The following is a 22,226-nucleotide window of genomic DNA, read 5'->3' as shown; positions in this document are numbered from 1 at the left end:
TTACTTACTTTACCACAGCAGCCCTTTGGAGATCATCGGGTAGATGAAGTGGAAAAGAATATAAATGAAAATCAGAGCGGTCAGGACGCCCATGAAGGAAATTTGATCCAGATCGAAACGGAAGCGACGGTGCGAACGCGATACTCTCCAGTTGTTTTGAACGGCGTTTTTCATTGTTTCGGTTGTTGGTGTAGATTACGGTTACAAAGGTCGGTGCAAAAGCCAGATGGCACCAGCGTATTTTTACGTATTATGAATTTCAGGGGATTGTACGATACAAATCGTCGCTGAGCGGTACCCGGAGCAGCCCTTGGGAACAAAGAAGGTGGTCAGATAACCACAGTTTTGCGGAGCCTTGCTGATTCCTTTTTCGTAATGTCAACAACTGTTCCAGCACGCAGCCGTTTTCTCCGTTTTTCGGGCGTTCCCGCTTCTGGATTATGTATGAGGCTTTTGTAATCTATACTTCTTTTTAAACGGTAAGCGGGAAAGGATTTTTCCTAAGAAATAAGCCCCGGCACTGTAGAATTTTTTCCACAGCGCCGGGGCTTATTTCTACAGCTTTTTTACCCTATAAGACCGGGTTCTGTCTGATAATCAAACTATTCCCAGCGGAGGGATTCGGCTATGTCCTGGGCGGTGATAGCGGTTTGTCCGAACCGCTGGGCGGCCCGGTCTCCCGCCGCTCCGTGCTGGTAGACGCCCAGTACGGCGGCCTCCACGGGGTCGTATCCCTGGGCGAGCAGCGCCGTCAGAATTCCCGTCAGCACATCGCCCGAGCCGCCGGTGCTCATGCCCGGATTGCCGGTGGAATTGAAGTGCACACTGCCGTCGGGAAGCGCAATGGCGGTATGTGCCCCCTTGAGTACAACAATTACCTGGTGTTTCTTGGCAAATTCCCGCAGCAGCGTCAGCTTTTCGTAATCGTTATTCCAGCGGCGCGTCAGGCGCTCAAACTCCCTCGGATGCGGCGTCAGAATGCTGTTTTGAGGCAGTTTGCCCAGCAAATCCCGGTTTTCGCCCAGCAGATTCAGGGCGTCGGCGTCAATGACGACGGGCTTCCGGGCGCGGTCCAGCAGGTTGCGGACTACCCCCAGCGTTTCCGGGAATTTTCCTATTCCGGGTCCGATGCCGACCGCCGAATAAGCGCCCCAGTCCTCGCCCATTACCCGGCTGAAGCCGGTGAGCACTTCCGCGTTGTCGTCGGGCAGGCACATGGCTTCGGGGACGGCAGTTTGCAGAATTGGATAGCCGCAGTGGGGGACGTGGACCGTCAGAAGTCCGACTCCCGAACGCAGGCAGGCCCGGGAGGCCAGCACCGCCGCTCCGATCTTGCCGTAACTTCCCGCCAGCAGCAGCGCGTGGCCAAACGTGCCCTTGTGCGCGAATCGGTCGCGGCGGCGCAGCAGGTGGCGGATTTCCTTTTCGGTGGTGTAGTAAAACGGCGTCTTCTGGCGGTCGATAAAGGTGCGGCTGAGCCCGATGTCTACGGAATGCCATTCGCCCACAAACCGGCTGTTGGACGGCTGCATAAAGGCCAGTTTCGGCAGTTGGAACGTTACGGTCTGGTCGGGCTCCACCGCGATGGCGTTAAGCGGCGTCGGAGCGTCGGAATACAGGCCGCTGGCAATGTCCACGGAGATGACCATTGCCGGGCTGAAATTCATCGCCTCGATGACGGTCCGGATGATGCCCTCCGCCGGTCGGGAGAGGCCGGAACCCAGAATTGCGTCGATGACGATCTCGTTCGGGCGAATAACGGGCATTTCTTTCTCCTGTTCGATGTACCCGATGGTCGTCAGGAGTTTGAGCCGCCGGTGGTTATGCATGCAGTCTTCCGACTCACGCGGCGCGTAGCGGACAATAAACGCCTGAACCGAGTACTCCAGTTGAATCAGCAGCCGGGCAATCGCCAGTCCGTCGCCTCCGTTGTTGCCCAGCCCACAGAAGATTTTGACCGGGCGGGACGTGTCGAACCGTTCGGTGAACCATTCCACAAAAGCCTGGGCGGCCCGTTCCATGAGGTTGATCGGGGCAATCGGCTCGTGTTCAATGGTGTACTGGTCAAGCGCACGAATCTGTTCGACGGAGAGGATTTTCATGAAAGAGATGAAGGGTTAGTTTGGATGGTTGAATGGGTGGATGGTTGAAGGGTTCGATGGCTGAATGATTGAATGGTCGAATGGTTTGATGGTTGAATGGTTTTAAAGGGCTGGATGCGGCTCAGCCATTCAAACATTTAGCCATCCAGCCCTCTAAACCATACCGTCATTCCAAATAGATAAAAACCGAAACACGGAGCAATCTATTGCGCTGCCGGGAATTTATTTAAAGCATATTTTTATAATCTGGAGACATATCACTATCTTTGCGGCTCATTTGGCAATAATTACACCTCGACAATATAATACAGTCATGAGCGAGCTCATTAAACTGGTCGAAGCCCAGAACGCCGGTCGTCGGGCAGATTTCCCGCAGTTTCAAGCGGGTGACACGATCAATGTACACGTCAAAATCCGCGAAGGCAATAAAGAACGGATTCAGGTTTATCAGGGCACGGTGATGCAACGCCGCAACCCGAACACCAACGGCGAAACCTTCACGGTTCGTAAAATTTCCAACGGTGTCGGCGTAGAGCGTATCTTCCCGATCCTGTCCCCGAACATCGAGAAAATCGAAGTGGTTCGCCTTGGTAAAGTCCGTCGCGCTCGCCTGTTCTACCTCCGTGGTCGTCAGGGCAAAGCCGCTCGTATCAAAGAGCGTAAGCCGAAAGCAACAGCGTAAAAAGGAATTGTAAGTGCAAAAGCGGTCCGCCGCCGCGGTCGTAAGTCGTAAGTGCTCCGCTAGCTTTGAATTGAGGCGGCGCATTTACGACTTACGACCGCGGCGGCGGACCGCTTTTGTACTTACGGCTTTTATAACTTTGTTTATGACTTTCTTCAAATACCAGGGCACGGGCAACGACTTTATCCTGATCGACGACCGGGCGGGGACGTTTGCCGCCTCCCAGGCCGAAATCGCCCGGCTGTGCCACCGCCGCTTCGGCATCGGCGCCGACGGACTGATTCTGCTCCAGAATCACCCGAACTACGACTTCCGGATGGTGTATTACAATGCCGATGGGGCCGAAGGCAGCATGTGCGGCAACGGCGGTCGCTGCATCGTCCGGTTTGCGCACGATCTGGGTCTCTTTGAGACGCACACCCGTTTTCTGGCGGTCGATGGTGAGCACGAAGCCACGGCGACGGAATCGGAAATCGCCCTGAAAATGGGGCAGGTGTCGGACTTTGCGCTCCAGCCCGCCTACGCCTTTCTGAACACCGGTTCGCCGCATGTGGTCAAACTGGTCGAGGACGTGGAATCCCTGGACGTTGTGGGCGAGGGGCGGCAAATCCGGTACGCGGACGCTTTTGCGCCCGGCGGCACCAACGCCAACTTTATGCAGCCCATCGGCGGAAATGCGCTGTTTGTGCGGACTTACGAGCGGGGCGTCGAGGACGAAACGTATTCCTGCGGAACGGGCGTCACGGCCGCGGCACTGGTGGCGCATCGGCAACTGGGCATGAGCAGCCCGGTCAGCATCCGGACCCTGGGCGGCGACCTGCGCGTTTCGTTCGAAAACGCCGGGGATTCGTTTGCCAACATCTACCTGACCGGTCCGGCCGTGCGGGTTTTTGAAGGACGTCTGTAAAACCGGGTCATTCCTCCCGGTATCCGGAGAGCGGGGTCAGGGTACTTTAACTTACCGAAGTGGCCCCGCGGGTGACAACCATTTGCCGTTTTCAGCAGTTGTACAAATTGGATGTTGTGACATCATCCGGTTTGCTCAACGCGTATGATTTTATATAAGAAGGAAGATTGGTGGAAATGCATCTGGTATTTTCACACCGGCGACTCGGCCCGCTCCATTCTGAAAGGAGTGCTTATCGCCGGGCTTTATGTGACGATCATTGCTGTCGTCGAATTTCGTTTTCTGGACCTGAAGCTGTCCCGGACCCCGACGGAATATTTTTCGGCACTGGGAATTCTGCTGAGCCTGCTGCTGGTGTACCGGACCAACACGGCTTATGACCGCTTTTACGAGGGTCGAAAGGCCTGGGGATCACTCATCAACACCAGCCGGAATCTGGCCGCTCTCCTGAGCGGCATTCTGCCCGAAGACGACGACGCCAACCGGCGGTTCTTTGCCCGCGGCATCTCCAATTTTGCTTTTGCGTTGACCAACACCCTGCGCAACAATCCGGTACCCGAGGGAATCGAGGATCTCGACGTTGTTCCCAACCAGATGCTTCCCCTCATCGAACACCAGCCCGGGGCGGTGGTGGCGCAACTGCGGCTGCGGCTGGAACAGCTTTACCGGGCCGGTGTCATCACCGATGCGCAATCGATCAATCTGAATGGCTTTGTGGGCGAATTACTGAACGTGGCCGGTATCTGCGAACGGATCAAAAACACGCCCATTCCGTTTTCGTACAGCTACCTGATCAAGTTCCTGATCATGGTCTACATCCTGATTCTTCCGTTTACGCTCCTGGAAGAATACGGGTACGTAGCCGTTCCCGTCGTCATGATTACGTCGTACATGCTGATCGGCCTGGAAATTCTGGGAGAGGAGATTGAAGACCCCTTTGGCGTAGACCGCAACGACCTGCCGCTGAACCAGCTGTCGAACCTGATTCGGGTCAATGTGCATGACCTGCTCTACCTGCATCTGCCGTCCGAGGAAAAAGAAGCCGCCAAGCCGCTCTTTACCGTCGTCATCTGAGGTTATTCTGCCTCTATGAGGCCGCCATGAAGGTGGTAGACGATCTTGTCCTGAAACTCCGGCTGTCGGCACAGGTCTTTGGCCGCAACCCGGCTCCGGACTCCGTTCGTACAAACGATAATCAGGGTTTTGTAAGGCAGCAGTTCTGCCTTCCGGGCGCGGATGTCGGGCAGGGGAATGTTCAGGCCGCCAATGTTGAATTCGTCGTATTCCCACTCATCCCGCACATCGACCAGCACAAAGTCCGGTTGTTCAACAATCGCCGAAAGCTCGGTCAGGGATATGTCGGAGTACGTTTTCATAAAGGTTTGAAAGCGAAGAAGAATGCGTCAGGATTGCCAAAAACTGTTTGGTGACTGGCACTTTATTCTTCACGCTTCACGCATAATTATTTTTGTCTGAATAAAAAGGGGGGCCTTACCGGGATTTCCGGGCACGAGCCTACTTACCGAACATTCGGGCGGAGGGTCCGGTTCAGGACTTTGCTAAAAGAGATTCTACGGCTCCAGACCGGAGTTCCCGTCGATTTGTCCAGTCGTAAAAACGGCGAGGCCACAGGTGTTCGCTTCGACGCGCCGATGGGGAATGGCTGTCAGCCTGGTAATTTTCTGGACGATGCCGCCGAGCCGAAGCCTGTCAGCAGTTGCGTGCAGGGAGACACTGACGAAAAAGGCTCTGTCAATCTGACAGGACTTTCTTTTTTGGAACACCGTTTGAAGCCCGCCGAAGCATACTTATTCGCCACTCACTATTCATTATTCGCTACTACAACTATGGAAGCTGTACAGAACGAAAAAGGCCAGATTTCCATCCACACGGAGAATATTTTTCCGATTATCAAGAAATTCCTCTACTCTGATCACGAGATTTTCCTCCGCGAACTGGTTTCCAACGCCGTTGACGCCAGCCAGAAACTGAAAAAACTAGCCGGATTCGGTGAGTTCAACGGGGAACTGGGCGATCTGAAAGTGACGGTTTCTGTCGATAAGGAAGCCAAAACGATCACCGTCAGCGACCGCGGGATCGGCATGACGGCCGAGGAAATCAAGAAGTACATCAACCAGATTGCTTTCTCGGGTGCCTCGGAGTTTCTGGAAAAGTACAAGGACAAGGTAGACGACAAAGGCGCCATTATCGGCCACTTTGGCCTCGGTTTCTACTCGGCCTTCATGGTGGCCTCCCAGGTCGAGATAATTACTAAATCATTCCGGGAAGGCGCCGAGGCGGCCCGCTGGATTTGCGACGGCTCGACGGAGTTCGAGATCACCGCCGCCGAACGTGCCGAACGTGGTACGGACGTTATCCTGCACATCGCCGAAGATTCCGAGGAGTTTCTGGAAACGTTTCGGATTCAGCAGATTCTGGACAAGTACGGCAAATTCCTGCCCGTCGAGATTGAGTTTGACGGCAAGGTCATCAACAACACGACGCCCATCTGGACCAAGTCGCCGGCGGACCTGAAAGACGAGGATTACGTGGCGTTCTACAAGGAACTGTATCCTTTCTCGGAAGACCCCCTGTTCTGGATTCACCTGAACGTCGATTACCCGTTCAACCTGACGGGCGTGCTGTACTTCCCGAAGCTGAAAAACGACTTTCAGGTCAAGCGGGAGAAGATTCAGCTTTACAGCCGACAAGTGTTCATTACCGACGAGGTGAAGGACATCGTGCCCGACTTCCTGATGCTGCTGCACGGCGTCATCGATTCGCCGGACATCCCGCTGAACGTGTCGCGGAGCTTCCTACAGGCCGACAGCAACGTGAAAAAGATCAACGGCTACATCACCCGAAAAGTGGCCGACAAACTGTCCGAAATGTTCCGCAACGACCGGGCTAATTTCGAACAGAAGTTTGACGACATCGGGCTTTTCATCAAATACGGCATTATTTCGGACGAGAAGTTTTACGAAAAAGCGAAAGACTTCTGTCTGGTTAAAACCACCGAGGGCAAGTTTTATACCTTCAACGAGTACCGCGAAGCCGTTCAGGCGGCCCAGACGGACAAAAGCGATACGGTAATCTGGCTTTACGCTTCGGACGTTGAAAAGCAGCACGGCTATATCGAGTCGGCCCGGCGGCGTGGTTACGAAGTGCTGGTGCTGGACAATGTCATCGACAGCCACTTCATCAACGGCATTGAGTACAAACTGGAAAAGACCAGCATCAAGCGCGTGGACGCCGACACGCTGGACAAACTCATCGACAAGGGGCTGAGTAACGACAGCGTGCTGTCCGAAGACGACCGCAACAAGCTGAAAGGGCTCTTCGAAGAAACTCTGAACAACAAAGCGGCCACGGTATCGGTCGAAGGCATGCCGACGGACGAACTGCCGGTGACGATCACCCTGCCCGAATTTTTCCGCCGGATGAAAGACATGTCGGCCCTGGGCGGCGGCAACCAGATGATGTTCGGCCAACTGCCCGACAGCTACAACCTGGCCGTCAACGCCAACCACCCACTGGCCGACCGCATCCTGAAAACGACGGATGCCGACGCGCAGAAAGCACTCGTGAAGCAGGCCGTAGACCTGGCCAAACTGGCACAAGGCATGCTCTCCGGCGCCGACCTGACGGCGTTTATCCGCCGCACGGCCGAGACGCTCTAGAAACAGCCGGATAATATAAAGAAAGGTCGCCTCCGGTGGGGCGACCTTTTTTGTTTACTGTCGGAGCGGTCAGGCGTCAGCCTTGCGGCCGTATCGGGTATCGTGAAGAACTCTGGCCTGACCGACCCAGTCGTCGCGTTCGATGCGGCCCGGAAAGAACTCGATGAACTCGTTCACCATATCGACATCTTCGGGCGTAAAGTTGGCGATCTGCCGAAAGGTGTAAATGCCGAGGCTATGCAGCTTTTTTTCGAGGAAAGGCCCGACGCCCACTATGTCCTTCAGGTCGTCGGCCTCCGTCGTGCTGGCAAAGCCGATGCGGGTAAAATTAAGTTGCGAGGCCCGGGCGGCAATCCGGGCCAGGACGGACGCTTCATCGGTTTCTTCACCGACGGTCGACGGCTGGACTTTGGGCGATGAATGGCGGGCCTGGCGGCATTCATCCAGCGCCAGCCGTTCGTCCGCAATGGCAGCTCTAAGGTCTCTCAGGCGGCCCGCAAACAGCAGGCGGGCCAGCAGCCAGCCAACAAAAGCGGCAAACGCCAGGAGCAGCAGGATTTCAGTGATCGCTACAGGATGGCTTAATGGATTCATGGATTCCGGAAGAAGTTAAAGAGTAGTAGAAAATCGTTCCCTGTTCGGGCCGGAAGCGGACTCAGCCTCCCGGCAGCCGGCGACGGCATTGCACAAGGCTTCGTGTTCGGCTTCGAGTTGTTTCCAGGCCTGTCGGCGGGAGAGGTAGCCCAGGATAAAGCCCAGCGTACCGGCAACCAGCAGCATGATCCAGTGATGCAGCGTAGCGTTGGGCGTTTGGAGGGGATTCAGATCAAACATAAGGAGCTTTTAGTTTGGCGGTTTAACACTTGGGAGTCATTAGAGGACAACGATAGTTACCCGGCGATTAGCTTTGCGGCCGTCTTCAGTATCGTTGGGGGCTTTGGGTTCGGCTTCGCCTTTGCCTTCCACCCGGATCTGGTCGGCGGAAACCCCCGCCTTTACTAACTCTGCCTTGACGGCGGTGGCCCGGAAGCGGGATAGCCGAACGTTCAGTGCTTCCGAACCGGTATCGTCGGTATGTCCCGTCAGCAGCAGCTTTTTACTCTTATGCTGCTTCAGGTACGCCGTTGCTTCCTGAATGAACCGGGCGGTCTGGGCGGTCCGGATGTAATTCTGGCTGCCCGCCTGGCAATAAAGGTCAATGGGTTTGAGCACAGATTCATAGGTTTCCGCTTTAGCGAGAGCCTCTTCGGTTACCGCTGCCTTTTTGCCGGAGAAGGCAAACCCAATGCCGCCGTAGAGGGAATCTCCGGCGGGCGTAATCGCCGGATTCTCGTCAAGCTGCCCGCGGGTTGTTAGCCGGTCGGGAGCAATGCCTAGTTGGACCAGCAGGGTTTTGAGACTTTCGGCGCGGGCAATCCCCAGGTTGCCGTACGAAGTGGCGTTTTGTTCCTGAGAGCCGTAAGAGCCGGTGAGTTCGAGGGTTTTTCCGGGCGCGGCCTTCAGGTAGCCCACCAGGGAGTCGAGTAGCGGGCGGAGGGGGCCGGTGTTGATGTCGGCACCCGAAACGGCAAAACTGAAATTACCGGCGGAGGATAGTGACAGACGCTGTCCGTCAGAAATGGTTAGCGCGGGCGGGGTAAACGCGGGCGGACTGGCGGAGAGCGCAGCGGGCCCCTGTCCGGAAGAGTCGGGACATAAATGTTTGATGTGGCACAAATGCCACCAGGTCGAGCCGGTCATCCAGAGCACCAGCAGGACCAGCCAGAAGGTTTTACTTGAAAACATACGGAGTGAAAGTAGTGGGTTGTCAACAGTAGGAGGCTCAATGGCTTAGACGGAGCGAAGTCGCAGAAGTAATCGTCCGGAGCCGGTTTTTGTAAAATTTTATAGGGCACAAAAAAAGGCCGCCCCGGTTATGTAACCGAGAGGCGGCCTTTGTATCCGTATGAACTAGAATGAGTTACGGAATCGTGATTTGTTATCGGTTCATCGAAACCAGAAACTCGTCGTTGTTGCGCGTGCCCCGCATGCGGTCGAGCAGGAAATCCATGGTTTCCATGGGATTCATGTCGGCCATATGCTTGCGCAGAATCCAGACGCGCTGGAGCGTTTCGCGGTCGAGCAGCAGATCCTCGCGGCGGGTGCCGGAGGCCATGACGTCGATGGCCGGGAAGACACGCTTGTTGGCAAGCTTCCGGTCGAGCTGGAGCTCCATGTTACCCGTTCCTTTGAATTCTTCAAAAATCACTTCGTCCATTTTCGAGCCGGTGTCGATCAGGGCCGTGGCGATGATCGTCAGCGAACCGCCGTTTTCGACGTTCCGGGCGGCTCCAAAAAAGCGCTTCGGCTTGTGCAGGGCGTTGGCGTCAACCCCACCGGACAGAATCTTACCCGACGAAGGCACCACCGTGTTGTAGGCCCGGGCCAGACGCGTGATGGAGTCGAGCAGAATCACCACGTCGTGGCCGCATTCGACCATCCGCTTGGCCTTTTCCAGCACCATCGCCGACACTTTTACGTGGCGTTCGGCCTGTTCGTCAAACGTCGAGGAGATGACTTCGGCGCGGACGCTACGGGCCATGTCGGTCACTTCTTCCGGACGTTCATCGATCAGCAGAATGATGAGGTAGACTTCCGGGTGATTTTTGGTGATGGCGTTGGCGATGTCCTTCAGCAGCACCGTTTTACCGGTTTTCGGCTGGGCCACGATCATACCCCGCTGGCCTTTCCCGATGGGGGAGAACAGGTCCACAATCCGGGTTGAATACTGATCCGGACGTGTGCTCAGGTTCAGTTTCTCTTCCGGGAACAGCGGTGTCAGGTATTCAAACGGAATCCGGTCGCGGATTTCTTCGGTCGTCTTGCCGTTGACCGTCGAAACGCGCAGCAGAGCGAAGTATTTTTCGCCTTCTTTCGGCGGACGGATCTGGCCGCGCACCGTGTCGCCGGTCTTCAGACCAAACAGTTTGATCTGTGACGGTGATACATATATGTCGTCCGGGCTGGCGAGGTAATTGTAATCCGCCGAGCGCAAAAAGCCGTAGCCACCGTCGGACATAATTTCCAGAACGCCTTCGTTTTCGATGATGCCGTCGAACTCGCGGATGTGCTGGTTGTACTGCCGCCGGATGCGGTTGGTATATTCGTCCGGACGGGTTACGGCGTCACCGTTGCCATTGCCGTTACGGTCGTTCGGCCGGTTCGGCTGCTGCTGGCCACCCTGAGGAGCGGCCGGTTGCGCTGGGGAATCCGTCGACGGGGCTGCTTCGGGAGCCGTTGCAAGGTCCGCTTCGGGAACTGCCCCTTCCGCTTCAGCGGGGGCGGCGTAGAAATCTTCCGTATCCGCTTCGGCGTTCAGATCCATCGCCGGTTCTTCCACTGCAGACGGACGGCGGCGGTCAGGGCGTTCTTCCTGTCCATCGCGGCGAATGCGCTGGCGCTGGCGGCGGTCGTTGCTGTCACCTTCCGGGCGGCGGGGCTCTTCCGGCGATTCCGTAGCGGGGGTTACCGCAACGGGTGCTGATTCGGCCACGGGACGTTCGGCCTGAGTCCGTTCAGGAGCAGGAGCCCCTTCGGGACGTGGCTGACGGTTTTCGGGATTGCGACGGTCGCCGCTGCGGCGATCATTGGTACGCTCGTTGCGGTTGCCGCGTTCGCCCCCATTTTCGCGACGGGGGCGTTCGGCTACCGGCCGCGCAACAACTTCCGCGGGTACTTCCGGAGTTGGCTGGTCTTCGTCCGTTGAAACGGCCGGGACGCTGGCAGCTTCCGGTCGGGGGCGGCGTTGACGGCGCTGGGGATCCGCAGCAGGAGAGGCAGCTTCAGCCGTACCGTTGGCAACAGGAAGAGCGGATTCGGGCATGATGGCCTGCTGATCTAATATCTTATAAATCAGCTCTTTCTTGTTGAATTTCGAGATGTCGCGGATTTTAAATTCTTCAGCGATTGCCCGCAGCTCGGACAGAAGCTTAAGGTTGAGTTCTTCAATATTATACATAAAATGCTGCTGTAAGCAAAGAGGACTTTACTTGATAATCCAAATCGGGTTGTGAATGAGTATTGTCAAAGAGGAATTTTAGTGGATTATACGAACAAGCCAACTGAAACGTACAAAACGGTCAACTGTAAAGGAGTGTGAGTTTGCAGTTACGCGTCGGAATGTTGGGCGGATCAATTGCGGTCGGCCTGCTGAAATGGGTTTATTACCGCAATGTTACTACGAAAACCCTGTCTTGTCAACAGAAAACGACCGGCAAGTGAAATTGTTTCAGGATTTTAGCCAAATTTATGTTTGAGTGGGTTGAGGACCCGCAACATAATTTGGTAATCTGAAGCCTAAACGCTTTAACTTTATTGTTCGAGCGTTTGTTCGGAATGGTTGCGAAGATACAGGATGCGTGTCGGAAATGCAAACTGCCCTTCATTTCGTTCAACAATGTCGATCAGGTGAAAGTTCACCTGCTCCTTGATCTGGTTGAATTCGCGCCAGTCGGCCGTATTGACGTTGTATTGTACCAGAATATCCCGCGAGCTTTCGCCGAATGCATCAAACTGAACCAGCGCCGGTTCTACATTGGTCAGCTCGTGCGTGGCCAGCATGAGGCGGATTTCTTCCACGATGGCCCGTAACTTCTCCGGGGAAGTATCGACAGAAAGGCGCAGGACCGATTTGGACTGTCGTTTGGTGCGGTCCGTCAGGTTATCCAGCGTCTGGGAAATCATCAGCCGGTTGGGCACGGCCACCAGACTGCCGTTATCCGTACGCAGGCGGGTGCTCCGGAAACCAATCCGTTCCACCGTGCCCGTGACGGCGGCCTTGTCCGTTCCCGACGTTACCGTGTCGCCTGTCACGAAAGGCCGGTCGAGCAGGATGGCAAACGAGGCGAACAGGTTTTCGAGCGTTTCCCGCGCGGCCAGGGCAATGGCCAGACCGCCGATGCCGAGCCCCGTGATGATCCCGACGACGTTGACCTTGTAGACGATGCCCAGCGTGGCGAATCCGCCCAGGATGCAGACGCCCAGAATGATCAGGTCGCGCAGAAACGGCACCAGCTGGTCGTCCAGCCGACTTTCCGTCATGGCCGCCCGTTTCTGAAAAATAAGCGAGAAATACCGGATGATGCGGATCGCCAGCCAGATCAGGGCCAGCATCACGGTGGTTTCGTACAGGCGAATCAGGATCAGCCGCAGGCCGAAGCGGTCGGGTGGGGTCAGCTGCCAGACTTCCGGCACCGAAATAAGACTGAACGCCAGGTACAGAAAAAGCAGAAAAACGAGGACTTCAACCGGTTTACGGACCAGCCGGAGAAAGTCGGAGAGGGGCACGCTGCCGACCTCCCGCCGGACCAGCACAAACATCAGCCGACCGAGGGAATTGGACAGCCGGTGGCGAAGAAAAAAGCCGACCAGCAGCAGGGCGGCAAAGAGAAACAGGTTCCCCACGGTATTTCCCAAAAGCTGCTGTCTGAACCACTGCTGAACGATTTCCATAACGGGCGGGTGTTTTTATGGCTCAAAATTCTGTAATACGAACTGGATTTACAATTTTTGCGCTTTCTGTAACCATGAACCTTGTCATCGACTGGGGCAATTCGGCCCTCAAAGCCGCCTGGTTTGCACCGGGCCAGCCGCCGGAAATTCACCGTAACCTGACGCTGCCGGGCGTGCGGGCTTTGGCAGAACAAAAAGAGCCAGCGGCCGTGCTGGTATCGTCGACGAGTCAGCCAGGCGAAAGTCTGCGCGACGAACTGGCCCTGCTGCCGGACGTTTTCTTTCTGTCGCTGAACGGCCTGACGCCGGTGCCGCTGGAAAAACGCTACGACACCCCGCACACGCTGGGAGCCGACCGGGTGGCGGCCGCGGTCGGGGCGAAAGTGCTGTTTCCGGAGGAAGCCTGTCTGGTGATCGACATGGGCACCTGTATCACCTATGATTTGGTCGATGAGGTGTCTGTTTTTCAGGGCGGCATGATTTCTCCGGGCTTTCGCATGCGATTTCTGGCCATGCATTCGTTTACAGAAAGACTGCCGCTGGTGGAACCCGAAGATGCCAACCCGCCTCTGTTGGCCCGGAATACGCGGCAGGCCATGCAGGCCGGAGTTGTCAACGGATTACTGGCCGAACTGAACGGAATTTTAGAAGCTCACCGTTCCAACCATCCAGCGGTAAAAGTACTCTTATGCGGGGGGGACGCTCCTTTCTTTGAAAGTAGCCTGAAACCGCCCATCTTTGCAGTTCCGGAGCTGGTGCTGTTGGGCTTGAATCGTATCTTAGAATATAATAATGTCAATCGGTCGTAAAGGCGTTTCTTCTCTTTTTTATACCAGCCTGTTGCTGTTCGGATTAAGTCCACTCGCGTCACAAGGTCAGGGTCTGGGTAATTCTCCGTATTCTTCACAGGGCATTGGCGAGCTTTACGGCGACAACAACGTCTGGAACCGCGGCATGGGTGGACTCGGCGTGGCCTACGCCAACCCGTTTCACCTCAATTCGGCCAACCCCGCCCTGCTGGTTCGCAACCGGTCGACAATATTCGAGGTCGGTCTGCTCGGCCAGGCCAAACGGATTTCCGACCGCCTGCAGTCGCAGCGGGATTTTGGCGGCAACCTGAGCTACCTGAACCTGGCGTTCCCGGTTACGGGCAAATGGTCGGCAGGCTTCGGACTGCGGCCGTATAGTTTCATCGACTACAATACCACCGTTTTCCGCAAGGTAGAACCGGCCACCATTTACGATTCCCGGACGGTGTATACCGGCCGCGGGGGTCTCAACAAGGCGACGATTACCAACGGGTTTCAGGTTGGCAAAAATGTCTTTCTGGGTCTGGAAGCCGGATTTATGTTCGGTAATGCCGTTCGGGAGGCCAATTCGCAGGTCATCATCAACGGCCTTGGCGACCTTTCGACGGACATTGTGGTGTCCCGGACGACGCAAAGCACGTACAGCGACCTCGTTTTCAAATTCGGGGGCGCCTGGCGGCCGAAGCTCAGCAAAAACTGGAACCTGAACCTGGGAGCGACCTTTGAGCCGCAAACCAAAATCCGGGCCCGGGAAACCGAAGCGTACGAACAGCGGCAGGCGCAGCAGGTGATCTCGCTGGCCGATACCATTCGTTCCAACCAGAAGGGCACCCTTGTTTTTCCGTCTAAACTGCGGGCCGGGGTGGTGCTGGAGAAGAACTTGAACATTGCCGTGGGAGCCGAAGTCTCCTACGAAAAGTGGTCCAATTACCGGACGGTGACCGGGGCGAATCCGGGCCTGCGTGACAGCTACGCGGTGAACGCCGGTATTGAATTTCTGCCAAAGACCGCTTCCAGCAACTACCTGAACCTGATCAACTACCGCTTCGGCGTTGGCTACGGCCAGTTACCGAATGTGGTCAACGGAAAGGCACTCAACGACGTCAATGCCAGCCTGGGCATTGCCCTGCCGGTCGGGCGTTTCGTTAACTCCATCTCGCTTTCGGTGACCGCCGGACAGCGGGGCAACACCTCGTTTGAGGGCCAGATCCGCGAACGGTATACCCGCATCGGCCTGAGCCTCTCGCTGAACGACCGCTGGTTCCAGCGCTTCCGGGTGGATTAACGTTTCTTAACGCGTACAAACGAACTTGCCCGAAATGGTTTCTGTTTACCGACAGAACGCATTTCGGGCAATTGGCTTATGATAAAAATTTCTGCAAAACTGGTATCCGGTCTTTTCCTGCTGTGCACCGGCTGGCTGCTGACGGCTTGCGAAGAGCAAAAAAAGGTGGCAGCCAGCAAGCCCTATACCGGACCGCTGGAAGAAATCAACAATGTTCAGGTCCTGTTCAGCGAGGGCGGCCAGCTGAAAGTGAAGATGAATACGCCGCTGCAGCTCAAGTACGAAAACGACGACCGGATTTACCCCAAACAGGTCGATATCGAGTTCTTTGGACCCAATAAGGAAGTGATGACCACGCTCCGGGCAGATTCGGGCCGCTACATAAACGACAAAAACCTGTACAAAGTGATGGGCAATGTCGTGGTCATTAACAAACAGAAAAACGAACAGCTAAAAACCGACGAGCTGACCTGGAACCCCGTCACCAAAAAAGTGTATACCGAAAAGGCGGTGAACATCCTGCTGAAAAACACCGGCGAACGCCTCGACGGCGACGGACTGGATTCCAACCAGGATTTCTCTGAATACACCATCCGGCGGCCAAGGGGCATCTTCCGCGTCGAACCAGGAACGTTTTAGGAGCATAAGAAATGAACCGCGGCGGACCGCGGTTCACTATTAATTATTCATTATTCATTTTCCACTGCGGCTCCACCGCATTCCGCCAGCACTTTGCTCACTTCTTTCACGTCCGTGATGCCTGTCTCGCCGCCCCATTGCGTATATAGGTAGGTTGTCAGCGTGGCGACGTCGATGTCGGTGAGCTGCGGATTGGCGGGCATGGGTCGGTTGTAGGACCGGCCATTGACGACGATCGGGCCGTTCAGGCCGTGGCGTATCAGGCAGATGACCTTCTCTTTGTTTTTCAGATAATCGGACTTATTCAGTGGCGGATAAATGGCGGCCAGCCCCTGGCCGTCCGTCTGGTGGCAGTTGGCGCAGTTTTCGACATAAACGCGCTGGCCGACGACTTTATATTTCTTTAGTTTCAATTCGGCTTCGCTTTCACAGGAAAAGTGGGCAAGCGCACCGGCTGCCAGAAAGGCCGAGCAAAGCAGATGTCGGTAGGTCATTTTTTGTATTCGGCCAGTAATTTTTCCATATCGGACATCAGTTTGTTGACGCCCTGCTCGGTCGTGCCGTCGTACATGCCGCGCACGTGCTTATCCTTATCTACCAGGACAAAATGGCCGCTGTGCAGCAGTCCGCCCGGGGCCGCGCTGTCGTCCTGCGCCACCACCATGTACGTTTTTCCCTGCGCAAAGAGTTTCTCCTTCTCGCCCGTCACGAATTGCCACTGGCCGTCGGTCACGCCCAGACCGGTGGCAAATTCCTTCAATACCTGCGGGGTATCGTGGCGCGGATCAATCGTGTGCGAAAGAATCATCACCTCCGGATTGCCTTTGTATTTGTCGTACACCCGCTTCATCTGCGTTTTCATTTTGGGGCAGATGGTGGGGCAGGTGGTGAAGAAGAAGTCCGTGACGTAGATTTTTCCGTCCAGCGTTTTGCCGGTAACGGGCTGGCCGTCCTGGTTGGTGAACGCGAAATCCGGAATTCGGTGGTAAACGGTGTCCACGACCGTTTTGCCGTCCACGGTCCTGTTGACGGTTTCCCGCTCTCCGTAGATGGGCAGTTTATCGCTTTCTGAAGAACAGGCCCAGAAGGCCGCCACGAGCAGCGCAATTCCCGCACTTTTGAAGACCATTTTCATAAGACTAAATCCCTTGTCTATGTAAAAAAGACACGTTTTCGCAACGTTTCGTTCGGGTCAGGGGTTGCTTTGGAGGTACTTTTTGGCACGTTCGATGCTGCTGCTGAACTTCTCTTTGACGCGGCCAATTTTTTCCTTCTCCCGGCTGAGGTACGACACTGCGCCCGCCTCGTCCAGTACTTTGAGCGTGTCCGGATTGTACTGGTTCATCCAGGTCATCATGAGGCTGTCGGCCTCCGCCAGCGCCTGATTGGTAGCAATCCCGTCCTGTTTCAGGGAGTCGAGGCTGGAAGCGGACGGGCTTGCCGCGGCGAGACTGTCGAGGCGGCTGATCCGGGTGCTGATCTGGCTTTTCAGGTCCATGAGTTCATCCATCCGCGGCATCACTTCGTCGTGGACTTTCATGACTTCCATTTCGAGCTTCTCGGCGTTGTTACCCCCGGACTGACAGCCTGCCAGCAGGAGCAGCGAAAAAGCAATTGCTTGTGCGTTACGCATGTATAAGTTAGGTGGTTATGACACAGTATGGGACAGGATTTCGCGGGCGTTGCTGATGACGGTGGCCGACGGGTTGTTTCCGCCGATCATCTGGGCAATTTCCCGAACCCGTTCCTCAAAGGTCAGCTTCTTGATCCGGCTAACGGTTTTGTTGCCGGAATGGTCTTTATAAACAAAATAATGGGCCGCTCCCTGGGCCGCAATCTGGTGCAGGTGCGTGATGGAGATAATCTGGTGATTGTGCGCCATGTCCCGCATCATATTGCCCATCTTGATGGCAATTTCGCCCGAAACGCCCGTGTCGATTTCGTCAAAAACGATGGTCGGCAGGGAGCGCTTGCTGGCCAGAATGTACTTGATCGCCATCATCAGCCGCGAAAACTCCCCGCCCGAAGCCACATTTTTCAGTTGCTGGAGCTTAATTCCTTTATTGGCGCTGAACAGAAAAGTGATCGTGTCGATTCCGCTGCCGGTGGGTTTGCCGGTGTCGGCCTGGAGGCTCAGCGTCGCGTTGGGCATGCCCAGATCGCTCAGCAGGCCGCCAATTTCTTTTTCGATTGGCAGCAGAACGGCTTTCCGGGAGGCCGACAGACGCTCGGCGCTGTCCATCATCCGCTGGCGGGCCGCTTCCGCTTCCACCTTGGCGTTTTCCAGCTCTTCGTCCAGATTGAGTACCTTGCTGACCTTCTGCTCCAGCGATTCCTGAATGGCGAGCAGTTCGGCGATTGTTTTTACCTGGTGCTTCGTCTGCAGCTGATAAACGACGTTCAGGCGTTCCCGGACCGCCTCGGCGCGGGTCTCGTTCGTGTCTACCCGGTCGAGTTCGGAAGAAATCTCTTCGGACAGGTCGCGCAGTTCGATGAGCGAACTCTGGGCCCGTTCGCGCAGCGCATCAAACTGCTCCGACAGCTTGTTGATATACCCCAGATTGCTGACGACGCTTTTCAGCAGGGCGACCACCGACTGCTCGGGGTTATCCAGGTATTCCGCCGACAGTTGCAGCCGTTCCCGGATGACTTCGGCGTTTTCGAGCACATTCAGTTCCTGCTCCAGCTGCTCCTGTTCGTCGGCCTTAAGGCTAACCTTGGCCAGTTCGTCGAGCAGAAACTGGTTGTAGTCAAATTCCTTTTTCATGGCCGACGCCTCGCTGCGCAGGGTGTCGTAGGCTTCCTGCTTCTGGCGATAGGCGCGGTAATCGACCCGGTACGTACGCAGCAGGGCGTCGTTCTGGGCGTAGGTATCGACAATCTGTAGCTGAAACTCATTGGACCCCAGCAGAACCGAATCGTGCTGGGAATGAATATCCATCAACTGCGTCGAAATGCGGCGCAGCGCTTCCAGATTGACCGGAGTATCGTTTACAAACGCCCGCGATTTTCCACTCGGGCTGATCTCCCGGCGGACAACGCAGGTCTGTTCATAATCAAGGTCTTCTTCTTCAAAAATATGCTCAATGATGTACCCCGAAATATCAAACGTACCTTCGATGACGCATTTTTCTTCGGGATTGTAAAGCACCTTCGAGTCGGCGCGGTTTCCCAGCAGCAGGCCAAGGGCACCGAGCATAATGGATTTTCCGGCACCCGTTTCCCCGGTAACGATGTTCAGGGACGAGTCCGGCTCAATTTCCAGTTGCTGTATCAGGGCGTAGTTCTTAATCAGTAGATGCGATAGCATACAGAGATTCCTCAAAAGATTAACAACGCCGGGCGGCCTGCGGTTCGGAAGGTGCGGATGAAGTTTTGGAACGAATTCGGAGCTACCGGCAGCCGTCGCAACGGTTCAGTAGGCGGAGGTCCGGTCGTAAATGATTTCTTCGATGTCCGCGACCGCGACCGTATGCCGGTGTCCGATGTTGTCGCGTAAAACTACTGTCGGCAGTGCCGCTTCCAGCAGTCGCCCGTGCAGGGTCCGGTTGCTGGTCAGAATCAAATCGACTTCTGTGCCCACTAACGACCCAACCTGAGCGGCTACCTCTCCCGACCGGATGCGAAATAAACGTTTCCCCATGACTTCCGGCAAAGGTAGGCGATTTTAATTTAAGTGTCAGTAAACGACCCCAAGACTAATCCCCGGCAGACCTTTATTGCGGCTGAAATTCGCGGTTGTTGATAAAATCGTAGTCCGTCAGCGTGCGCAGAAAGGCAACAATATCGGCCTGTTCCTGGCTGGTCAGCGGAATACCCAGGCGGCCGTTCTGCCGCAGCAGCGGATCGAGCGTCGGGCCGTCCACAACCCCGCTGGCATAATGATTCAGCACCTGTTCCAGCGTGCGGAAGCGCCCGTCGTGCATGTACGGCGGCGTCACCTGCACGTTTCGGAGGCTGGGAACGGCAAACCGCTGGCGGTCGGCCTCCTGAAGCGTAATGCTGTAGCGGCCCCAGTCTATAAAGGTCGAGGACGTGATGCGGGGCAGGCCGTTGTTGCGGAAGCTGGCGTCGGTAAACAGTTCTCCCGCGTGGCAGGTGCTGCATTTGGCTTTGAACAGGTTCAGGCCCCGGCTTTCTTCCTCGGTCAGGGTGACGCCCTCGTTGCGGCTGAATTTGTCGTAGCGCGAATTGGCCGAAACCAGCGTCAGCATAAACTGCGACAGGGCTTTCAGGAACCGTTCGGACGTGATCGAGTCTGTTCCGTAGGCTTCTTCAAAAAGCGTCCGGTACTTGCCGCTGCCGCGCAGTTTGGCCATTACATTCGGCAGCGAGTCACCCATTTCAACCGGGTTGCGGATGGGGGAGAGCGCCAAAAGATCGAGGTCTACAATGCCGCCATCCCAGAAAAAATGCTTCGACCAGGCGGCGTTCTGAATTCCCGGAACGTTGCGCGTCCCGATCCGGTCGTCGATGCCGTGGCTCAGGGCGTGGTCGGTATGGGCAAAAGCGGTGAAGGGCTGGTGGCAGAAGCCGCAGCTGATGGTGCCGTTGCGGGACAGCATGCCGTCGTAGAACAGCGCCCGGCCCAGCGCGACGCCTTCCCGGGTCAGCGGGTTGTTTTTGAAATCATAAACCGGGTCGGGGAAGTTGGCGGGCTTCTTCCAGGGATACGGCGTCGTTTTGACCACCGGCTCAGGTTCCGGGTCCGGATCGCCGCCGCCGCTTCCCGAACGGCAGGAGGTGACTATATAGCCCCAGAGCGCTATACAGACGGTCATCATTAGCCAGTGCCAGCGTTTCATGGGTTTGTCTGCAGTCGCGAAAAACGGAAGATTCGGGCGTAATTGTCAGCGATGGTCGAAGAAAAAGGACCTACCATGACTTCGGGATACTGCCGGATGCTGACCGGGGTAGGGCCGTTGAATAGCTGCAATACGTCCGCGGCGATGACCACCGTAGGCCGGGCCGAGGTAGCCACCGTAACCGGGCTGCCCAGCAGGACCCGGACGGTCCGCAGATTGTTGAGCGTGCGGGTCTGGTATCCGCCGAAAAGGCCGATATGATACCGGAAATTCTGGCCGCCCGTGGCGTCGGTCGGGGCGCTGGGCGAAGTGCCTTCCAGCTTCAGGTGGATGTAGCCGCTGTTCCAGTCCCAGTACATCCCGGCGCTGTGACCGCCCGCGGGGTCGAGCACACCCGTTCGTCGGCCAATGTCCATCGTATTGCGGAGACTATCGACGCCCACCAGAAACGAGATTTCGGAATAATCGCCCGGCGGTAAGCCGCGCAGCGTCAGCGTCTGGCTGGCCGCATCCGATTCCCGGATCAGAAAGTAGCTGGAATCCTGCGGCAGAATGGCTTCGGAACCGTCGGTCCGACGCAGCCGGAAGTTGGTCAGGTAATAATCCAGTTTGGAAATCGTGAATGTCTCCCCGACGCCGTTGGTATACGCCGTACTGCCCAGCTTCAGGTCCTGATTACCGACCACGTTATCGATCTGAACAGTTACCTGGCCCGTTTCGGCCACCGGATCGGAGTCCCGGCAGGCCAGCAGGCCCAGCAGACATCCAAAGAAGCAAAATTGGGAAAAGCGGAAAACTCGTGTCATATAACCTCGTGCGGAAAGGGAAACGCAAACTTGACCGGATGAACGGCACCGTTAAAATAACGATGGTTCCGCCTGTCTGGTATACAATTTCCGCATCGGTTATGTGCCCGCAACCCGGAGCTTACGGGGGAAATTTTCCCGACAAGCCCCGGGTTGCGGACGAAGTTCCGTTATACCCGCATGATCAGAACCGGCACTTCGGAATGGTTGAGGACATCTTCGGCCACGCTGCCGTTGATGAAATGCCGCAGCCCTTTGTAGCCGTGGGTGTAGAGGACGATCAGGTCCGCCTTTACTTTGGAAGCGTAATGGATAATGCCCTCCGGCACCGACTTGTCCGGCCAGATCGCCAGATCATAATGCCCGATACCTTTCGACATCGCAAACTCTTCCATCCAGTCTTCGATGCCTTCCGGCGTGCGGGCGTCGGTGGGCGTCAGGACGTAAACAAACTGCCGGAGGCCGTGCTCACTGAGCTGGAATGGATAAAAATGGCGCTTTTTCAGGTTATCATCCAGGTCAACGGCGCAGACGATGTTTTTGGGTTTGAACTGTTCGACGGGCTGCTTGATTACCAGCACCGGGCAGGACGCGTGGCGGACGATCAGTTCGGCATGGGAGCCTTCCAGCCATTCCTGCAACCCGGTCACGCCTTTGGAGGCCAGAATAATCAGGTCCGCCGATTCGTCGGTAATGCCTTTCACAAAGCCTTCCGTATTGTTTCCCAGCTTGGGAAGGATGGAGACTCCGGCATATTTGGGATGAGCCGCCAGCGCCCAGAGCGATTCTTCCGCTTCGCGGCGGGCCTGTTCATAGTCGGCGGCCAGCGTGTCGGCCAGCCCGACCGAATACTCAGGGACCATCAACGGCAGATATTCCTGCTGAACCAGGTGCAGCAGAATAATCTGCGCCTGGTAAAGGCGGGCCAGATCGGCGGCAACGTCGAGGGCGTTTTCGGAAAGGGGGCTGAAATCCGTGGGGACAAGAATGGTTTTCATAATGGTAGCGGCTATTTCGATGA

General features: G+C 56.1%; 22 protein-coding genes and 1 pseudogene. 7 read left to right on the top strand and 16 right to left on the bottom strand.

All coding sequences use genetic code 11. From position 1 onward, the window contains the following. Positions 1-9: 9 nt before the first annotated feature. Together ORG26_RS03620 and ORG26_RS03615 are read right to left on the bottom strand one after the other, a co-directional pair. Positions 10-174, bottom strand: coding sequence for a hypothetical protein (locus ORG26_RS03620; RefSeq protein ID WP_266367163.1), 165 nt, complete (start codon positions 172-174; stop codon positions 10-12). A 428-nt stretch (positions 175-602) separates the two neighbouring features. Further along, entirely contained in the window at positions 603-2,102 is a 1,500-nt protein-coding gene (locus ORG26_RS03615) for an NAD(P)H-hydrate dehydratase (RefSeq protein ID WP_266367162.1), read from the bottom strand. A gap of 313 nt (positions 2,103-2,415) precedes the next feature. Here ORG26_RS03615 and rplS point away from each other — a divergent pair, with 313 nt between their 5' ends. The 3 genes from rplS (at position 2,416) to ORG26_RS03600 (ending at position 4,765) form a co-directional block, all read left to right on the top strand. Further along, positions 2,416-2,784 carry a 50S ribosomal protein L19 gene (rplS, locus tag ORG26_RS03610; RefSeq protein WP_266367161.1) on the top strand — a complete coding sequence of 123 codons (369 nt, stop codon included), beginning with the start codon at positions 2,416-2,418 and terminating at the stop codon, positions 2,782-2,784. Between the two features lie 145 nt (positions 2,785-2,929). Continuing rightward, a complete protein-coding gene (dapF, locus tag ORG26_RS03605; RefSeq protein ID WP_266367160.1) occupies positions 2,930-3,691 on the top strand; it encodes a diaminopimelate epimerase in 762 nt (253 codons plus the stop codon). Between the two features lie 144 nt (positions 3,692-3,835). After that, positions 3,836-4,765: a bestrophin family protein gene (locus tag ORG26_RS03600; protein ID WP_266367159.1), complete on the top strand. Its 930-nt coding sequence runs from the start codon at positions 3,836-3,838 to the stop codon at positions 4,763-4,765. A gap of 2 nt (positions 4,766-4,767) precedes the next feature. Here the strand turns inward: ORG26_RS03600 and ORG26_RS03595 are convergent, their stop codons facing one another. After that, positions 4,768-5,067 (bottom strand): rhodanese-like domain-containing protein, encoded by a 300-nt coding sequence (locus tag ORG26_RS03595; RefSeq protein WP_266367158.1) that lies wholly within the window; start codon positions 5,065-5,067, stop codon positions 4,768-4,770. A 471-nt stretch (positions 5,068-5,538) separates the two neighbouring features. Between ORG26_RS03595 and htpG the strand changes: the two genes are divergently transcribed. Next, positions 5,539-7,371: a molecular chaperone HtpG gene (gene htpG, locus ORG26_RS03590; protein WP_266367157.1), complete on the top strand. Its 1,833-nt coding sequence runs from the start codon at positions 5,539-5,541 to the stop codon at positions 7,369-7,371. A gap of 69 nt (positions 7,372-7,440) precedes the next feature. On the opposite strand, the gene ORG26_RS03585 is transcribed toward htpG, so the two are convergent. The 5 genes and pseudogenes from ORG26_RS03585 to ORG26_RS23630 form a co-directional block, all read right to left on the bottom strand. Continuing rightward, positions 7,441-7,965, bottom strand: coding sequence for a hypothetical protein (locus ORG26_RS03585; RefSeq protein WP_266367156.1), 525 nt, complete (start codon positions 7,963-7,965; stop codon positions 7,441-7,443). 15 nt (positions 7,966-7,980) lie between these two features. Next, entirely contained in the window at positions 7,981-8,205 is a 225-nt protein-coding gene (locus tag ORG26_RS03580) for a hypothetical protein (protein WP_266367155.1), read from the bottom strand. Positions 8,206-8,244: 39 nt separating this feature from the next. Then, positions 8,245-9,156: an OmpA family protein gene (locus ORG26_RS03575; protein ID WP_266367154.1), complete on the bottom strand. Its 912-nt coding sequence runs from the start codon at positions 9,154-9,156 to the stop codon at positions 8,245-8,247. Positions 9,157-9,349: 193 nt separating this feature from the next. Next, the gene (rho, locus tag ORG26_RS03570; RefSeq protein ID WP_266367153.1) at positions 9,350-11,368 is read right to left on the bottom strand and encodes a transcription termination factor Rho; all 2,019 of its coding nucleotides are present in this window, start codon (positions 11,366-11,368) and stop codon (positions 9,350-9,352) included. A 437-nt stretch (positions 11,369-11,805) separates the two neighbouring features. After that, positions 11,806-12,450, bottom strand: a pseudogene (locus ORG26_RS23630) (mechanosensitive ion channel family protein); the annotation flags it as partial. A gap of 485 nt (positions 12,451-12,935) precedes the next feature. Between ORG26_RS23630 and ORG26_RS03560 the strand changes: the two are divergent. The 3 genes from ORG26_RS03560 (at position 12,936) to lptC (ending at position 15,594) form a co-directional block, all read left to right on the top strand. Further along, positions 12,936-13,670, top strand: a complete 735-nt coding sequence (locus ORG26_RS03560; RefSeq protein ID WP_266367151.1) for a type III pantothenate kinase — start codon at positions 12,936-12,938, stop codon at positions 13,668-13,670. Next, positions 13,654-14,955 (top strand): outer membrane beta-barrel protein, encoded by a 1,302-nt coding sequence (locus ORG26_RS03555; protein ID WP_266367150.1) that lies wholly within the window; start codon positions 13,654-13,656, stop codon positions 14,953-14,955. Before ORG26_RS03560 ends, ORG26_RS03555 begins: the two co-directional genes overlap by 17 nt. A 78-nt stretch (positions 14,956-15,033) precedes the next feature. Beyond that, positions 15,034-15,594, top strand: a complete 561-nt coding sequence (gene lptC / locus ORG26_RS03550; RefSeq protein WP_266367149.1) for an LPS export ABC transporter periplasmic protein LptC — start codon at positions 15,034-15,036, stop codon at positions 15,592-15,594. 50 nt (positions 15,595-15,644) lie between these two features. On the opposite strand, the gene ORG26_RS03545 is transcribed toward lptC, so the two are convergent. From ORG26_RS03545 to ORG26_RS03510, 8 genes are all read right to left on the bottom strand, one after another. Beyond that, positions 15,645-16,088, bottom strand: coding sequence for a c-type cytochrome (locus tag ORG26_RS03545; RefSeq protein WP_266367148.1), 444 nt, complete (start codon positions 16,086-16,088; stop codon positions 15,645-15,647). Further along, on the bottom strand, positions 16,085-16,729 hold the full coding sequence (locus ORG26_RS03540) for an SCO family protein (protein WP_266367147.1): 645 nt from the start codon (positions 16,727-16,729) through the stop codon (positions 16,085-16,087). The genes ORG26_RS03545 and ORG26_RS03540 overlap by 4 nt, the downstream gene beginning before the upstream one ends. Positions 16,730-16,786: 57 nt before the next feature. Then, the gene (locus ORG26_RS03535; protein ID WP_266367146.1) at positions 16,787-17,227 is read right to left on the bottom strand and encodes a viral A-type inclusion protein; all 441 of its coding nucleotides are present in this window, start codon (positions 17,225-17,227) and stop codon (positions 16,787-16,789) included. Positions 17,228-17,242: 15 nt separating this feature from the next. Next, the gene (gene recN, locus ORG26_RS03530) at positions 17,243-18,904 is read right to left on the bottom strand and encodes a DNA repair protein RecN (RefSeq protein WP_266367145.1); all 1,662 of its coding nucleotides are present in this window, start codon (positions 18,902-18,904) and stop codon (positions 17,243-17,245) included. Between the two features lie 105 nt (positions 18,905-19,009). Then, the gene (locus ORG26_RS03525; RefSeq protein WP_266367144.1) at positions 19,010-19,237 is read right to left on the bottom strand and encodes a hypothetical protein; all 228 of its coding nucleotides are present in this window, start codon (positions 19,235-19,237) and stop codon (positions 19,010-19,012) included. Between the two features lie 73 nt (positions 19,238-19,310). Continuing rightward, positions 19,311-20,399, bottom strand: a complete 1,089-nt coding sequence (locus ORG26_RS03520) for a cytochrome-c peroxidase (RefSeq protein WP_266367143.1) — start codon at positions 20,397-20,399, stop codon at positions 19,311-19,313. Next, entirely contained in the window at positions 20,396-21,205 is an 810-nt protein-coding gene (locus tag ORG26_RS03515; protein ID WP_266367142.1) for an MbnP family protein, read from the bottom strand. Before ORG26_RS03515 ends, ORG26_RS03520 begins: the two co-directional genes overlap by 4 nt. 170 nt (positions 21,206-21,375) lie before the next feature. After that, positions 21,376-22,203, bottom strand: a complete 828-nt coding sequence (locus tag ORG26_RS03510; protein ID WP_266367141.1) for a universal stress protein — start codon at positions 22,201-22,203, stop codon at positions 21,376-21,378. Between the last annotated feature and the right edge of the window lie 23 nt (positions 22,204-22,226).

The sequence above is a fragment of the Tellurirhabdus rosea genome (assembly GCF_026278345.1).
In the GTDB taxonomy this organism is placed as follows: Bacteria; Bacteroidota; Bacteroidia; order Cytophagales; family Spirosomataceae; genus Tellurirhabdus; species Tellurirhabdus rosea.
The sequence above is the reverse complement of the archived record's forward strand: the minus strand, read 5'-3'. Positions and strand labels throughout refer to the sequence as shown.